The following is a 16,813-nucleotide window of genomic DNA, read 5'->3' as shown; positions in this document are numbered from 1 at the left end:
TTTTCCGCGCACGGCCTTCGGCGTCCCACAGCGTTGCGTCTACGGCCCTCCAGAGCGCGTTCGCTCAGAGCGAACGCCCGTCCGCCCCCGGGCTGCCCCACTCCACCTGCGGCCCGTCGAAGTGGGCCGCGTGCTTGGGCGGATGGGCCGCGGCACCGAGCACGAAGACATCCTCCGCCCCGTCGAGGACACCGCCCGAGGGGTCGTCCTCACCCGCCCGGCGCACCACGTCCCGCTCGGGCATGAGGATGTCGCGGACGATCACGGCGCACAGGTAGAGCGTGCCCAGCAGGTGCACACCGATGGCCCAGTGGTAGCCGTCGGTCGGCAGCCCCTTGTTGGCGTCGCCACTGGTCGTGTACGCGAGGTACATCCAGATCCCCAGGAAGTACGCCACCTCGCAGGCCTGCCAGATCAGGAAGTCCCGCCACTTGGGCCGGGCCAGCGCGGCCAGCGGGATCAGCCACAGGACGTACTGCGGCGAGTAGACCTTGTTGGTGAGGATGAACGCCGCGACGATCAGGAACGCGAGCTGGGCGAAGCGCGGCCGGCGCGGTGCGGTCAGGGTGAGCGCGGCGACACCGGCGCAGCACAGCAGCATCAGCAGCGTGGCCAGCGTGTTGACGGTGTCGGTGCTCAGCGGGTCGTCGGAGTTCTGGGCGAGGATCAGCCAGAAGGAACCGAAGTCGACGCCCCGCTCCTGGCTGAACGTGTAGAACTTCGACCAGCCGTCGAAGGCGAGGAGCATCACCGGGCCGTTCACCACCACCCAGGCGACGGCGGTGCCGCCGAGCGCCTTCCCGAAGTCCCGCCATTTGCCCGCACGCCAGCACAGCACGAACAGCGCGCCGAGCAGGAAGACGGGATAGAGCTTGGCGGCCGTGGCGAGCCCCAGGAGAACGCCGAAGGCGAGCGGACGGCCCCGCGACCACATCACCATCGCCGCGGCCGTCAGAGCGACGGCCAGCAGGTCCCAGTTGATGGTCGCGGTCAGCGCGAAAGCCGGTGCCAGCGCGACAAGGAGGCCGTCCCAGGGGCGGCGGGCGTGCGTGCGGGTCACACAGACGGCGATGACGGCCGCGCAGGCCATCAGCATCCCCGCGTTGACCATCCAGTACCACTGCGCCTGGTCCTGGATGCTGCCGCTGCCCGGCGTGAGCCAGGAGGCCACCTCCATGAACACACCGGTCAGCACCGGGTACTCAAGGTATTCCATGTCGCCGGAGAGCTTGTCGAAGTACGGCACGAGACCGTCCGCAAAGCCGCGCCCCTGGTAGAGGTGCGGGATGTCGGAGTAACAGGCGTGCGTGTACTGCGAGCTGGCGCCGAAGAACCAGGCGCCGTTGTAGCAGGGCGCCTTCTGGACCAGGCCGAGGGCGAACATGCCGATCGCCACGAGCGCGATGACCCGCACCGGGGTCCACCATGACGTCCCCAGCAGGGCACGCCGTCCGATGGGGCCGCCGATCAGCTCACTGCCGCTGCGGGCCACCTCGTCGTCCTTGGTCGGCCGCACCGCGTCCGGCTCGTGCGCGCTCGATTGCGTCGTCTCTGCACTGGGCATGGGGCACATCCTGCCGTACGCGCCTGGGTACACGCCGTGGGCCGCCGCACCTGGTCGGTGCGGCGGCCCATGTTTCACGTGAAACACTCTCGCCGGGCGATATGGCGCCCAACCGGGCGCCCACCGGATTCCCGGCCGGTCGGCCTAGCCGGTGGAGTCGCCGCCTCCGAAGAGGCCTCCATTGCCGTTGCCATTGCTGTTCCCGGTATCGCCGGTGTCCGTGGGCGTGGGTGATGTGGTCACGCCCCCGTCCGTGCCGCCGTTGTCGGTCCCGCCGGTGGTTTCCTCGCAGCCGAAGAAGCCACAGTCCGGCACGGACTCCGAGGGCTTCGGGTTGGGCTTTGTCTTGCTCGGCGTCGGGGTCGGCGTCGGGCTGGACTCCTCCGTCTCGCTGACGGTGGGAGTCGGCGTCGGGGACGGAAGGTCGTTGATGACCTGGCCAATGGGCTCCGGGGTCGGGAAGTCCTTCGCCGGCTCTCCCTTCAGCGCCTGCTCCATGTAGTCGCGCCAGATCTCGGCCGGGAACGACGCACCATGGATCGACGTCTGGTTGCCCGTGCCGTACATCTTCAAGAACTTGCGGTTCTTGATGGACTCGTCGTCCGGGTACCGGAACATGCTGATCGCGGTGGACAGCTGCGGGGTGTACCCGACGAACCAGGCCGACTTGTTGCCGTCGGTCGTACCGGTCTTGCCGGCGACCTCACGGCCCGTCAGCTGGGCGTTCGTACCCGTACCCTTCTCGACCACGGTCTTCAGGACATCGGTGACGTTGTCGGCCACCTGCGCGGTGAAGGCCTGCTCCGTTTTGCCCTTGTGCGTGTAGACCGTGCCCTCCGCGCTCTTGACCTCGGTGACGGAGTACGGCTCATTCTTCTTGCCGCTGGCCGCGAACGTGGCGTACGAGCCCGCCATACGGATCGCACTGGGCTCGGAGATACCGATGGAGAAGGAGGGGAAGGTCGTACCCGTCAGGGTGTCCTCCTTGATGCCCGCGTCGACGGCGGCCTCCTTCACCTTGTCCAGGCCGACGTCCATGCCGAGCTGCACAAAGACGGAGTTCGCCGAGAACTGCATCGCGGTGCGCAGGTCGACCCGGTAGTTCGGCGGGTCACCGAGCGACTGGTCACCGTCGTTGGCCTGGAGCCACTCCTTGCCCTTGTCGTCCTGCCAGACCGTCCCGTCGTAGTTCTTGATCTTGAGGTCGTTCTTGCCGCTGTACAGGCTCTTCGGGGACACCTTGGTCCGCTCGTCCTGTGCCTGCTCCGGGAGGCCCTCGGGGTCTCGGACACCCCACTTCATGGCGGCCGCGAGGACGAACGGCTTGAACGTCGAACCGACCTGGGCGCCGGTCACATCGGCGTTGTTGGTGAAGTGCTTGGTCGCGTCCTCACCGCCGTAGATCGCCTTGATGGCACCCGTCTCCGGGTCCACCGAAGCCCCGCCGAACTGGACGTGCGTGTCCGTCTTCGGGCGCTTCTTGGGGTCGATGTTCTCCTTCTGGACCTTCTTCACCGCGGCTTCGAGCGCCTTCACCTTCTTCTTGTCGAAGGTCGTGTAGATCGAGTAACCGCCCTGCTGAAGGTCGCTGGCGGTGATGTTCGTGTTGTTGACGACGTACGCCTTGGCGAGGTCGACGAGATAGCCGACCTGGCCGCCCAGAGCGGTGTTGGAGCGCGGGTTCTGGACCTTGGGAAGATCCGTGTACTTGGCCCGTGTGGCGGCGTCGAGGTGACCGTACTCGACCATCTTGTCCAGCGTGTCCTGCATCTGGATCTTGGCCCGCTTACTGTTCGCCTCGGGCGTCGCGGCCGTGTCGATGGACGTCGCACCCGCCGGGTCGTAGTAGGTGGCGCCCTTGAGCATGGCCGCGAGGAAGGCGCACTGCCCGGGGTTCAGGTCGACCGAGTCCTTGTTGAAGTACGCCCGCGAGGCCGCCTGGATGCCGTACGCACCACGGCCGTAGTACGCGGAGTTCAGGTAACCGGCCATGATCTCGTCCTTGGAGAACTTGGCGCCCACCTTGACCGAGACAAAGATCTCCTGGAACTTACGGGAGATCGTCTGCGACTGGTCGTCCAGCATCGCGTTCTTGACGAACTGCTGGGTGATCGTCGAACCGCCCTGCGTCTCGCCGCCCCTGGCCATGTTGAACACGGCGCGGGCGATGCCCTTGGGGTCGATGCCGCTGTCGGTCATGAAGGTCTTGTTCTCCTGGGAGATGACCGCGTTGCGCATCTCCTCGGGAATCTGGCCCAGCTCGACGATCTGGCGGTTGGTCTCGCCACCCGTGGCGACCATCGGGGAGCCGTCGGACCAGTAGAAGACGTTGTTCTGCGCCTCGGCCGTGTCCGCGACGTTGGGGACGCCCACCATCGCGTAGCCGATGCCGGCGATGGCCACCAGGCTGCCGAAGAAGCCGATGCAGAGACCAGAGACGAGCTTCCAGGACGGCACCCAGCGGCGCCAGCCGTACTTGCCCGCGCGCGGATAGTCGATGATGCGCTTCTTGGCGGGTCCCGTGGCTCGCCCTCGGCCCCGGCCGGGACCGGTCGGTCCGCCGGGAGCACCCCGCCGACCGCCGCGGCCAGGCTCGGCCGCTCTACGGCGGCCGCCCCCGCTTCTCTGGGCCGCACGCCGGGCTTCGGCGCGACCTCCGTACGGACGCTCCTCACCACCCCGACCGTACGACTCCGACCCATGGGAACTCGTCCCATAGGAGTCGGCGGGAGACCCGGTGGCGCCTCGCGGTGCCGCGCGGCGGCCGGAGGACGAGCCGGACTGGCCGCGTCGGGCCGCGGCACGTCCGCCTTCCTGCGGCTGCGGCGGTTTGCGACGGTGCTCGCTCATCGAACGACTACTCCTCGGGCAGGCGCACCCGTGTGACGCGCCTGGAAACGGCGGCTGGTTTCCGGTCCCCCCGAAGTACGGATGTGGTCGCTTCCGCATTCACCCGTACTGCACCGAGGACGACGACGCCCCCAGACGTCACTTGGTTCCCGGTGGTGTGCATGGCGCACAGACTACGCACCGTCAAAACCTGCCTAGCCCCGAAGTTCACCCCAAATCAGGCAACTCGCATCCCATGAATCAGTGATGTGATCCCGTTCACCATCCTCCCTCTTGTCGCATCCGGAAGGCCGTTCTATCGTCTTGATGTATCGAGTCGATACATCAGCGCGAGATAAGGCGAGGGAGGCGAGAGGATGAGCCGGCGTTCCGGGATCCTTGAGTTCGCTGTCCTCGGCCTGCTCCGCGAGTCGCCAATGCACGGCTATGAGCTGCGCAAACGACTCAATACGTCACTGGGTGTATTCCGTGCGTTCAGCTACGGAACCCTCTACCCCTGCCTCAAGACGCTGGTCGCCAACGGCTGGTTGATCGAGGAGCCGGGGAACGCCCCCGAGGACGCCCTCGCAGCGTCCCTCGCCGGCCGCCGCGCCAAGATCGTCTATCGGTTGACGGCGGAAGGTAAGGAGCACTTCGAGGACCTGCTCTCCCAGACCGGCCCCGACGCGTACGAGGACGAGCACTTCGCCGCTCGTTTCGCCTTCTTCGGCCAGACCTCGCGCGATGTCCGCATGCGCGTGCTGGAGGGCCGTCGCAGCCGCCTGGAGGAGCGTCTGGAGAAGATGCGCGCCTCGCTGGCGCGCACCAGGGAGCGCCTCGACGACTACACGCTTGAGCTCCAGCGCCACGGGATGGAGTCCGTGGAGCGCGAAGTGCGCTGGCTGAACGAGCTCATCGAGAGCGAGCGGGCCGGGAGGGACCTCAAGGGGTCCGCCACCGGGGAGCCCGCTCAGCAGGACACCACATCTGGAGCGACGGGCGGCCTGCCCCGTCCCGGGGACGACCCCGGGACGGATACGCCCGACGACACCGCCACGTGAGAGCTCGCTTTGGGCCTCACTCGTACACACAGGGAGCAACCGGAATGGGTTCGGTTCGCGTAGCCATCGTCGGCGTGGGCAACTGCGCCGCGTCGCTGGTGCAGGGCGTCGAGTACTACAAGGACGCCGACCCGGCGTCCAAGGTCCCGGGCCTGATGCACGTGCAGTTCGGCGACTATCACGTCGGTGATGTCGAGTTCGTCGCCGCCTTCGACGTCGACGCGAAGAAGGTCGGCCTCGACCTCTCGGACGCCATCGGTGCCAGCGAGAACAACACCATCAAGATCTGCGACGTCCCGAACAAGGGCGTCACGGTCCAGCGCGGTCACACCCTCGACGGTCTCGGCAAGTACTACCGCGAGACCATCGAGGAGTCCGCCGAGGAGCCGGTCGACGTCGTCCAGATCCTCAAGGACCGCCAGGTCGACGTCCTCGTCTGCTACCTGCCCGTCGGTTCCGAGGACGCGGCGAAGTTCTACGCCCAGTGCGCCATCGACGCCAAGGTCGCCTTCGTCAACGCCCTCCCGGTCTTCATCGCCGGCACCAAGGAGTGGGCGGACAAGTTCACCGAGGCTGGCGTCCCGATCGTCGGTGACGACATCAAGTCGCAGGTCGGCGCCACCATCACGCACCGTGTGATGGCGAAGCTGTTCGAGGACCGCGGTGTCCGCCTTGAGCGCACCATGCAGCTCAACGTCGGCGGCAACATGGACTTCAAGAACATGCTGGAGCGCGACCGCCTCGAGTCCAAGAAGATCTCGAAGACGCAGGCCGTCACCTCGCAGATCCCCGACCGCGAGCTGGGCGAGAAGAACGTCCACATCGGCCCCTCGGACTACGTGGCCTGGCTCGACGACCGCAAGTGGGCGTACGTCCGCCTTGAGGGCCGCGCCTTCGGTGACGTTCCGCTGAACCTGGAGTACAAGCTGGAGGTCTGGGACTCCCCGAACTCCGCGGGTGTCATCATCGACGCCCTGCGCGCCGCGAAGATCGCCAAGGACCGCGGTATCGGCGGCCCGATCCTCTCCGCGTCGAGCTACTTCATGAAGTCCCCGCCGGTCCAGTACTTCGACGACGAGGCCTACGCCAACGTCGAGAAGTTCATCAAGGGTGAGGTCGAGCGCTAGAACCGCTCAGCAAGTCTGCTCCTGCCAGGGCCGAGAAGGGTCCCCGGGTCATACGGCCCGGGGGCCTTCCCGTATGTGAGGCTGAGCCCCATGTCCGTCGCCCGCGACCTGCGCGTCCTGCTGCGCTTCGGTAACTTCAGGCGTCTGCTCGCCCTCCGGCTGCTCTCCCAGGGCGCCGACGGCGTCTATCAGGTCGCGCTCGCCACCTACGTCGTCTTCTCCCCCGAGAAGCAGACCTCGGCCGTCGCGATCGCCTCCGCGATGGCGGTCCTGCTCCTGCCGTACTCCCTCGTCGGCCCCTTCGCCGGCGTCCTCCTCGACCGCTGGCAGCGCCGCCAGGTCTTCCTCTACGGCAGCCTGCTGCGCGCCCTGTTGGCGACGGCGACCGCCGTGCTGATGCTCAGTCCGGTACCGGACTGGCTCTTCTACGTCTCCGCCCTGTGCGTCACCGCCGTCAACCGCTTCGTCCTCTCCGGCCTGTCCGCCGCCCTGCCGCGCGTGGTCGACGAAGAGCGTCTGGTGATGGCCAACTCCCTGTCCCCGACGGCCGGAACGCTCGCCGCGACCGCGGGCGGCGGCCTCGCCTTCGTCGTACGGCTGCTGGTGGCGGACTCCGACGCGGCCGTGGTGCTGTTCGGCGCGGCCCTGTACCTGTGCGCGGCGCTGGCGTCGCTGCGGATGTCACGCGATCTGCTGGGCCCCGACCCGGAGTTGGTGCAGCCGGGACTGCGAACGGCGATCGCCGGCACAGCGCGCGATCTGTTGGCGGGCGTACGTCATCTGGCCACACCGGCACGGCGAGAGGCGGCGTGGGCGCTCGCCACGATGACCCTGATGCGCTTCTGCTACGGCGCCCTGCTGGTCATGCTGCTGATGCTGTGCCGGTACGCCTTCTCCACGACCACGGACGACGGACTCGCCCTGTTGGGGCTGGCGTTGGGCGTCTCCGGCGCGGGCTTCTTCGCGGCGGCCGTGCTGACGCCCTGGATGGCGCGGCGGCTCGGCCCCGGCCGCTGGATCGTCGTGTGCGCCGGCGTCGCGGCCGTACTGGAACCGGCCCTGGGGCTGCCCTTCGCCACGGTTCCCATGCTGTTCGCCGCGTTCGTCCTCGGGTTGAGCACCCAGGGCGCGAAGATCGCCACGGACACCATCGTCCAGTCCTCGGTCGAGGACGGCTTCCGCGGCCGCGTCTTCTCGTTCTACGACGTCCTGTTCAACGTCGCCTTCGTCGGCGCCGCGGGAGTGGCGGCCCTGATGCTGCCGCCGGACGGCCGCTCGGTAGCGCTGGTGGTAACAGTCGCCGTTATCTACGGAGCAGTTGCAGTGGCTATGGCCCGCTTTGAACGCCGGTAAGTGTCACATCAGTGCCACAGAGCCCCTCCTGACTACTGGTGTGCCAGTGGGGCCCGATAACTTACGTGAGTCTTATGCGCGCTCCGTTCGCGTCACGCACCCATGTTCTTAGGGGGACCCCCAAGTGACCACTCCGCCGCCCCAGGGCCAGAACCCGTTCGCTCAGGGCCAGAACCCGTACGCCCAGCAGCCCCAGGGCCAGGCTCCGTACCCGCAGCAGCCGGGCTTCCCGCAGCAGGGTGCGGCCCCGTACGCGCCGGTCCCGCCGGAGCAGCCCCGCCGCAAGCTCAGCTTCAAGACGATCAAGAACATCGTCATCGGCGTGGCCGTCGTCTCCGTGATCGTCGGCGGGTACATAGCCAGCCGGGACGACGCCAACGCGGCGAAGGTCGGCGACTGCATGAGCATCTCCGACCCGGACAGCACCACCGACCCGGGCCTGGAGGTCGTGGACTGCAGCGACTCCAGCGCCAAGTACAAGGTCGCGGAGAAGAAGGACGGCACGACGGAGTCGTGTGACCGCACCAAGTACTCGGAGTACACCGAGACGGGTGGCAGCGACGACTTCACGCTCTGCCTCTCGGACTACAGCCCCAAGTAGGACGAAGCCACAGGGGCGGTGTTTCACGTGAAACACCGCCCCTCGGTGCGTCCCCGGGGCGTGTTTCACGTGAAACATGACCCCGTTTCACAGCCTCAGCCCTGCTCCTCCGCGGCCCACCACTCCTTGAGGGCGGTCACCGCGGCGTCGCGCTCCATCGGGCCGTTCTCCAGCCGCAGCTCCAGCATGTGCTTGTAGGCGCGGCCGACGACCGGGCCCGGACCGACGCCGAGGATCTGCATGATGTCGTTGCCGTCGAGATCCGGGCGGATCGCATCCAGCTCTTCCTGCTCCTGGAGCTGGGCGATGCGCTCCTCCAGACCGTCGTACGCCCGGGAGAGCGCGGCCGCCTTGCGCTTGTTGCGGGTCGTGCAGTCCGAGCGGGTCAGCTTGTGCAGTCGGTCGAGCAGCGGGCCCGCGTCCCGGACGTAGCGGCGGACCGCGGAGTCCGTCCACTCCCCGGTGCCGTAGCCGTGGAAGCGCAGATGGAGCTCGACCAGCCGCGAGACGTCCTTCACCAGTTCGTTGGAGTACTTCAGGGCCGTCATGCGCGTCTTGGTCATCTTCGCGCCGACCACCTCGTGGTGGTGGAACGAGACCCGGCCGTCCTTCTCGAAGCGCCGGGTCCGCGGCTTGCCGATGTCGTGCAGCAGAGCGGCCAGCCGGAGGGTCAGGTCCGGGCCGTCCTCCTCCAGGGCCATCGCCTGCTCCAGGACGATCAGCGTGTGCTCGTAGACATCCTTGTGCCGGTGGTGCTCGTCACTCTCCAGCCGCAGGGCCGGCAGCTCGGGCAGGACCCGATCGGCCAGACCGGTGTCGACGAGCAGCGACAGGCCCTTGCGCGGGTGCGCGGAGAGGATCAGCTTGTTCAGCTCGTCCCGCACCCGCTCCGCCGAGACGATCTCGATGCGCTCGGACATCTCCGTCATGGCCGTGACGACCTCGGGGGCTACCTCGAAGTCGAGCTGCGCCGCGAACCGCGCGGCCCGCATCATCCGCAGCGGATCGTCCGAGAAGGACTCCTCGGGAGTGCCCGGGGTGCGCAGCACGCGTGCCGCGAGGTCACCGAGACCGCCGTGCGGGTCGATGAAGTCCTTCTCCGGCAGCGCGACGGCCATCGCGTTCACGGTGAAGTCACGGCGGACCAGGTCCTGCTCGATGGAGTCGCCGTACGACACCTCGGGCTTGCGGGAGGTCCGGTCGTAGGCCTCCGACCGATAGGTCGTGACCTCGACCTGATAGCCGTCCTTCTGCGCCCCGACCGTGCCGAAAGCGATCCCGACCTCCCACACGGCGTCCGCCCACGGCCGCACGATCTTGAGGACGTCCTCGGGCCGGGCATCGGTCGTGAAGTCGAGGTCATTGCCGAGCCGGCCGAGCAAAGCGTCCCGGACCGACCCACCGACCAGGGCGAGTGAGAACCCGGCCTCCTGGAAGCGGCGGGCGAGGTCGTCGGCGACAGGCGCGACCCGCAGCAGTTCACTCACCGCGCGGTGCTGCACCTGACTCAGGACACTGAGGTTGTCTTCGTTGGCGTTCGGCACAACAAAAGAGGGTACGTGGCCGCAACAACCTGCTGCGCCTCCATTAAACGTGCACAAACCCGCTCCCATTTATACGGGCACATACGGGACAGCCCGGGAGTACGAGCCGATCTTGTGGCGCAGTCCGCGGCACTTCCCCTCAGCGCGCATCGTTACCATGCGTGGACGCACATTCCGACGACCACTGACGACGACGAGGGACGGGCGAGCGCGTGGCCGAGGCGGCAGACTTCCAGGGGACGAGTGCCTCACCTGCCCGCCGGTGGCTGCGGCGCACCGGCGCGGTGCTCGCCGGTGCCCCCCTGCTGGCGGGACTTCTCCAACTGCCCGCCGCGTCTCCCGCCGTCGCCGCCACCGGCTCCGAGACGGTCGCCGTCGCTGTCGACTCCCTCACCCCGAGCGTTCCCATGGACGGCGACACGCTGACCGTGTCCGGCACGGTGACGAACAACGGCAAGCAGGCGGTCACCGACGCCCAGGTGGACCTGCGCGTAGGCCAGGAGCTGACCACCCGCTCCGGCATCGACACCGCCGCCAAGACCACCGGCTACCAGCAGGGAACCGACGGGACACCGGTCGGCGGGAAGTACGTCGAGAAGTTCTCCAAGCTCACTCCGGGCGTCTCCGAGTCCTTCAACATCTCCGTACCGGTCGACGAGCTGGATCTGGGCGGGAACGGGATCTACCAGCTCGCGGTCTCCCTGTCCGGTGAGACCGCGGCGCAGCCGTGGCCCCAGGTGCTCGGCGTGCAGCGGACCTTCCTGCCGTGGCAGCCGGACGGGCCCGACACACAGACGAAGACGACGGTGCTATGGCCGCTGATCTCCACCGTCCACATGTCGGCGCAGACGGGGTCGAACGAGTCACAGACGCCGGTCTTCCGTGACAACGACCTCGCCAAGGAGCTCGCGCCGGGCGGCCGCCTGGAGCAGATGGTCTCCCTCGGCAAGGACCTCGACGTGACCTGGGTGGTCGACCCGGACCTGCTGGCCTCGGTCGACGCCATGACCCGCAGCTACCGCGTCCAGGGCGAGAGCAACACCACCACCGCCGGCACCCGCGCCGATCAGGAGCTGGCCAAGCGGTGGCTCGCCGCGCTGCAGGACGCGGTGGCGGGCAACGAGGTCGTCGCCCTGCCCTTCGCCGACCCCGACCTGGCCTCCCTCGCCCACAACGGCACGGCCGTCACCGGCTCGCTGGGCCACCTCAACGAGGCGACCGACGTCGCCACCGACACCGTCGAGTCGATCCTCCACGTGGAGCCGACCACCGACTTCGCCTGGCCCGTGGACGGCGCCGTGGACCCGTCGATCGTGAAGGTCGCCACATCCGCCGGCGCGGACAAGGTGATCGCGCGCAGCGACAGCCTGGAGGAGACGGCCGGCCTGACCTACACGCCCTCCGCTGCCCGCCCCATCGGCGGTGGTACGACGGCGGTGGTCGCGGACGCCAGACTGTCCACGCTGTTCCAGGGCGACATGACCAGGGCGTCCACCTCGACGCTCGCCGTTCAGCGGTTCCTGGCCCAGAGCCTGGCGCTGAACCTCCAGACGGACAAGCAGCGCAGCATCGTCGTCGCCCCGCAGCGCATGCCGACGGCCGGCCAGGCCCGCGCACTGGCGGAGGCGGTCACCGCCCTCCAGGGCGGCGGCTGGAGCGAGTCCCAGGACCTCACCGAGGCCGCCACGGCCAAGCCGGACCCGGGCGCCACCACCAAGGTGCCGTCGGCGTCCGCCTACCCCGCCGCCCTGCGCAAGCAGGAGCTCCAGCGGGCGGCGTTCGGGCAGATCGGGACCACCCAGGACAAGCTCGACAAGTTCAAGGTCATCCTCAGCGACGAGTCCCGGGTCGTGACCCCCTTCGGTCGCGCCATGAACCGCGAGATGTCCACGTCGTGGCGCGGCCGCGGCACCGATGCGGCCGTGTACCGCAACGACGTGGAGACCTACCTGCAGTCCCTGGCCGACCAGGTCACCCTGATCGAGAAGTCCGAGACCAAGCTCTCCGGCCGCAGCGCCACGATCCCCGTGACCGTGCAGAACAATCTGGTCCAGGGCGTCGACAATCTGGTGCTGCGGCTCACCTCGACGAGCCCGAGGCGCCTGAAGATCGGCGGCTACGCCTATGAGGAGCAGCCGGTCACGGTCGCCGGCGGGCACGCCCAGACGGTGAAGTTCACCACCTCCGCCGAGGCCAACGGCCAGGCCGAGGTGATCGCCCAGCTCTACACGGAGGACGGGCAGAAGTACGGCGCCCCGGTCAAGTTCGATGTCAAGGTCACCGAGTTCACCGCCACGGTGATGCTGGTCATCGGCGGCGGCTTCCTCCTCCTCGTCCTCGCCGGCTTCCGGATGTACACGCAGCGCAAGCGTGCCGCCCGGGCGGCCGAGGAGCGGGGGCCCGACACCTCGGGCGAGACCGCCGACGGCCCGGAGAACCCCGAGGGCCCCGACGACCGTCCTACGGAGGAGTCCGGTTCCGGTACCGGGGCAGACGACCCGGAGCAGCCGAGTGACCCGACACCGGACACCCCAGCGGAAAGCGCCGACCCGTCCGGCACGGGTGAGAGAGTGGACCGTTGAGGATGTCGTGGCCGGTGGGCCCGGGACGATGAGGTGGGGTAACCATGAACGCGCCGTACGACGGTGACCGCGGCCAGGCCGCGGGCGGCTCGGGCCACCCCGAGGGCCCGCCGCCCGAGCACGGCCAGGTACCGCCGCAGCCCCCCGCCGACATGTACCTCCAGGACGCCTACGACCAGGACCCCTACCGAGCCCAGGATCTCTCGGCCCAGGACCCGGTCGCCGAGGCGCTCTACGACCGCGCCGCGCACCCTCCGCCGCCTCCGGGCACGTACGCGCCGCAGCAGCCGCTGTACGCCCAGCCTCAGCAGTCGCCGTACGCCCCCGACCCCAACGTGTGGGCGCAGACCCCGGCGCCCGAGCCGGACGGCGCCACCCAGTACCTGCCCTACGGCGACGACCCGCGCACCACGCAGTACGTGGGCGTCGACGACCTGGTCACGCACTCCGGCGACGAGCGCCACGAGCCCGACGCCTTCGCGCACCTGTTCAGGGATCAGCAGCAGGGCGGCGCTCTCCCGTCGTACGAGCAGCCGTCGGTGCCGGGCCCGGCAGCGGAGCCCGGGCAGTACCAGCAGCAGCCGACGCCCGCCGCGCCCCCGGCCGACGCGACCATGAACCTCGGCACCGTACCCGTACCGCCACCGGCCTCGCCTGCTTCCGCGGCTCCCGCGTCTCCCGCGAAGAAGGGCGGGGGCCTGCTGAAGTCGAGCGCGGTGATGGCGGCCGGCACGATGGTGTCCCGGCTGACCGGGTTCGTCCGGTCGGCGATGATCGTGTCGGCCCTCGGCGTGGGCCTGCTCGGTGACACCTTCCAGGTCGCCTACCAGCTGCCGACGATGATCTACATCCTGACCGTCGGCGGCGGCCTCAACTCCGTGTTCGTGCCCCAGCTGGTGCGCGCGATGAAGGACGACGAGGACGGCGGTGAGGCGTACGCGAACCGTCTGCTCACCCTGGTGATGGTGGCGCTCGCCGCTCTCACCGCACTCGCGATGTTCGCCGCGCCGCTGCTGGTGACGGCCCTGTCGACCAAGGTTGCCAACAACCCGGCCGCCAACGACGTGGCGGTCACCTTCACCCGCTACTTCCTGCCCTCGATCTTCTTCATGGGCGTCCATGTGGTGATGGGCCAGATCCTCAACGCCCGCGGCAGGTTCGGCGCGATGATGTGGACGCCGGTCCTGAACAACATCGTCATCATCGTGACGCTCGGGATGTTCCTCTGGGTCTACGGCACCGCCGAGCGCTCCGGCATGGCGGTCACCAGCATCCCGCCCGAGGGCCAGCGGCTCCTCGGCATCGGTGTGCTGCTCGGCCTGGTCGTGCAGGCCCTGGCGATGATCCCGTATCTGCGCGAGACGGGCTTCCGGCTGCGGCTGCGCTTCGACTGGAAGGGCCACGGTCTCGGCAAGGCGGCGATGCTCGCCAAGTGGACGATCCTGTTCGTCCTGGCCAACCAGGCGGGCGCGCTCGTCGTCACCCAGCTGTCCACCGCGGCCGGCGTCAACGCCGACGTCGACGGAACCGGCTTCGCCGCCTACGCCAACGCCCAGCTGATCTGGGGTCTGCCACAGGCCATCATCACCGTCTCGCTGATGGCCGCCCTGCTGCCGCGGCTCTCGCGCTCGGCGGCCGAGGGCGACCGGGGCGCCGTCCGGGACGACATCTCCCAGGGCCTGCGCACGACGGCGGTCGCGATCGTCCCCATCGCCTTCGGGTTCGTGGCCCTGGGCATCCCGATGTGCACGCTGATGTTCGGCACCTCGGGCACCAGCGAGGCCACCAACATGGGCTACATGCTGATGGCCTTCGGCCTCGGTCTCATCCCGTACTCCGTGCAGTACGTGGTGCTGCGCGCCTTCTACGCCTACGAGGACACCCGCACCCCCTTCTACAACACGGTCATCGTGGCGGCCGTCAACGCCATCGCCTCGGCCGTCTGCTTCTTCGTCATCCCGGCCCGCTGGGCCGTCGTCGGCATGGCCGCCTCGTACGGCCTGGCCTACGCGATCGGCGTCGGCGTCGCCTGGGCCCGGCTGCGCAGGAAGCTGGGCGGCGACCTGGACGGTGCGCGGGTGATGCGCACCTACGCGAGGCTCGCCATCGCCTCGATCCCGGCCGCGCTGCTGAGCGGCGCGGCCTGCTACGGCATCGCCCAGAGCCTCGGCCAGGGTGTCCTCGGCTCCTTCGCCGCCCTGCTGGCCGGTGGCGCCGTCCTGCTCGGGACCTTCTTTGTCTTCGCCCGCAAGATGCGCATCGAGGAGCTGAACTCGCTGGTCGGAATGGTCCGCGGGCGTCTGGGGCGCTGAGGCGGGGGTACGCGCACAACCATCGTCCGCCATCGCGTGTCGTGCATAGCGGCGGACTGTGGGCACAATTGGTTTCGGCGTCTCAGAGCGCGCAACGGATGGGGAGGCAGGAGCGACGGTGGCGGAACGGAGCACGGCTGCCGTCGACGTGGCAGACAACAGCGGCGACGAGCCGCTGACCGCACAGGCGGACCAGTCCACGGCCGACGGGGTGGCCAAGAAACGGGAGCGGGACACGGACACCGACGAGGCACAGGGGAGTGGCGGGACCGAGGGTTCCGGGAAGGCCTCACCACCCGAACTGCACAGCGGCCACAAGCTCGCCAGACGCTACCGCCTGGAGGAGTGCGTCACCCGTCTGGACGGTTTCAGCAGTTGGCGTGCGGTGGACGAGAAACTCCGGCGCGCCGTCGGCGTCCACATCCTGCCGGCGGACCACTCACGGGCCCGCTCCGTACTGGCCGCCGCCCGCTCCTCCGCGCTGCTCGGCGACCCCCGCTTCGTCCAGGTGCTGGACGCCGTCGAGGAGAACGACCTCGTCTACGTCGTCCATGAGTGGCTGCCCGACGCCACCGAGCTGACCACGCTGCTGTCCTCCGGGCCGCTGGAGCCGTACGAGGGCTACCAGATGGTCTCCCAGGTCGCCGCCGCCATGGCCGCCGCGCACCGTGAGGGCCTCGCCCATCTGCGGCTCAACCCCAACGCGGTGCTGCGCACCTCGACCGGCCAGTGGCGCATCCGCGGACTGGCCGTCAACGCCGCGCTGCGCGGCATCAGTTCGGACACTCCGCAGCGCACCGACACGGAGTCGATCGGCGCCCTGCTGTACGCAGCGCTCACCCAGCGATGGCCGTACGAGAACGACGCCTACGGTCTGTCCGGGCTGCCCAAGGACGTCGGCCTGATCGCTCCCGACCAGGTGCGGGCCGGCGTCCACCGCGGTCTGTCCGAGCTGGCCATGCGCGCGCTCGTCAACGACGGCGCGACCGCCTCCCGCCACGAGGCCGCGTGCACGACGCCGGAGGAGCTGGTGAAGGCGATCAGCGAGATGCCGCGCATCCGCCCGCCGGAGCCGGCGTTCACCGCACCGCCGGAGTACCAGCGCACGACGTACCAACAGGGCACCTACGGCCGCCAGGCCCCGCACCCGGGCGCCAACCAGCCTGTCCCCACGCCACCGCCCCCGCTGCAGAGCCGCACCGGCCGGGCCCTGAAGTGGGCCGTCTCGGCACTGCTCATCGCCGCTCTGGGCCTGGGCAGCTGGCAGTTGGCGGACGCCCTCATGGAACACGGCAATCCCTCGGGCGAGTCGGAGCAGACGCAGACGACGGACGGGGACGACAAGAGCCCGGAGAAGCCGTCGGCCGGCAAGCCGATCGCGATCCAGGAAGCCCGTGACTTCGACCCGTACGGCGACGACGGTTCGGAGTACCCGGAAGACGTGGAAAAGGTCTACGACGCCGACCCGAAGTCGTACTGGCAGACCAGCTACTACGAGGGCGCCGACCTCGGGAACCTGAAGCCCGGCGTCGGCGTCATCCTCGACCTCGGCAAGGCCCAGCAGGTCGGCAAAGTGACGGTCAGCTTCAAGGGGAGTACGTCCGTCGAGCTCCTTGCCGCCTCCGGTGACGACGCTGTGATGCCGACGTCGTTCGAGAGCTACGCCAAGGTCGCCGAGGGTTCGGGCACGACGGTGACGCTCAAGCCGGACAAGAACCTCAACTCCCGGTATCTACTGGTGTGGCTGACCGAGCTGCCGATACAGGCCGACGACGGCAAGTGGCGCGGCAGGGTCATGGACATCAAGGTGACCGGCTGAGGCTGGAGGGGAGGGGGTCCG

General features: G+C 68.9%; 10 protein-coding genes. 7 read left to right on the top strand and 3 right to left on the bottom strand.

Annotated elements, in window-relative coordinates; all coding sequences use genetic code 11:
* Positions 1-64: 64 nt before the first annotated feature.
* Positions 65-1,564: a glycosyltransferase 87 family protein gene (locus RMT89_RS06365; protein WP_315882927.1), complete on the bottom strand. Its 1,500-nt coding sequence runs from the start codon at positions 1,562-1,564 to the stop codon at positions 65-67.
* A gap of 144 nt (positions 1,565-1,708) precedes the next feature.
* Entirely contained in the window at positions 1,709-4,414 is a 2,706-nt protein-coding gene (locus RMT89_RS06360) for a transglycosylase domain-containing protein (protein WP_315882926.1), read from the bottom strand.
* A 356-nt stretch (positions 4,415-4,770) separates the two neighbouring features.
* On the opposite strand from RMT89_RS06360, the gene RMT89_RS06355 reads away from it, so the two are divergent.
* The 4 genes from RMT89_RS06355 (at position 4,771) to RMT89_RS06340 (ending at position 8,535) form a co-directional block, all read left to right on the top strand.
* Positions 4,771-5,454: a PadR family transcriptional regulator gene (locus tag RMT89_RS06355; protein WP_315882925.1), complete on the top strand. Its 684-nt coding sequence runs from the start codon at positions 4,771-4,773 to the stop codon at positions 5,452-5,454.
* A 44-nt stretch (positions 5,455-5,498) separates the two neighbouring features.
* Entirely contained in the window at positions 5,499-6,581 is a 1,083-nt protein-coding gene (locus RMT89_RS06350; protein WP_315882924.1) for an inositol-3-phosphate synthase, read from the top strand.
* 90 nt (positions 6,582-6,671) lie between these two features.
* On the top strand, positions 6,672-7,934 hold the full coding sequence (locus RMT89_RS06345; protein ID WP_315882923.1) for an MFS transporter: 1,263 nt from the start codon (positions 6,672-6,674) through the stop codon (positions 7,932-7,934).
* Between the two features lie 124 nt (positions 7,935-8,058).
* Positions 8,059-8,535 (top strand): hypothetical protein, encoded by a 477-nt coding sequence (locus RMT89_RS06340; RefSeq protein WP_315882922.1) that lies wholly within the window; start codon positions 8,059-8,061, stop codon positions 8,533-8,535.
* Positions 8,536-8,630: 95 nt separating this feature from the next.
* Here RMT89_RS06340 and RMT89_RS06335 read toward each other — a convergent pair whose 3' ends face one another.
* On the bottom strand, positions 8,631-10,079 hold the full coding sequence (locus RMT89_RS06335; protein WP_315882921.1) for a CCA tRNA nucleotidyltransferase: 1,449 nt from the start codon (positions 10,077-10,079) through the stop codon (positions 8,631-8,633).
* Between the two features lie 212 nt (positions 10,080-10,291).
* Between RMT89_RS06335 and RMT89_RS06330 the strand changes: the two genes are divergently transcribed.
* The 3 genes from RMT89_RS06330 (at position 10,292) to RMT89_RS06320 (ending at position 16,792) form a co-directional block, all read left to right on the top strand.
* The gene (locus RMT89_RS06330; protein ID WP_315882920.1) at positions 10,292-12,661 is read left to right on the top strand and encodes a DUF6049 family protein; all 2,370 of its coding nucleotides are present in this window, start codon (positions 10,292-10,294) and stop codon (positions 12,659-12,661) included.
* 44 nt (positions 12,662-12,705) lie between these two features.
* A complete protein-coding gene (murJ, locus tag RMT89_RS06325) occupies positions 12,706-14,973 on the top strand; it encodes a murein biosynthesis integral membrane protein MurJ (RefSeq protein WP_315882919.1) in 2,268 nt (755 codons plus the stop codon).
* 118 nt (positions 14,974-15,091) lie between these two features.
* The gene (locus RMT89_RS06320; protein ID WP_315882918.1) at positions 15,092-16,792 is read left to right on the top strand and encodes a protein kinase family protein; all 1,701 of its coding nucleotides are present in this window, start codon (positions 15,092-15,094) and stop codon (positions 16,790-16,792) included.
* Positions 16,793-16,813 lie beyond the last annotated feature (21 nt).

Source organism: Streptomyces sp. P17 (assembly GCF_032436805.1).
In the GTDB taxonomy this organism is placed as follows: domain Bacteria; phylum Actinomycetota; class Actinomycetes; order Streptomycetales; family Streptomycetaceae; genus Streptomyces.
The sequence above is the reverse complement of the archived record's forward strand: the minus strand, read 5'-3'. Positions and strand labels throughout refer to the sequence as shown.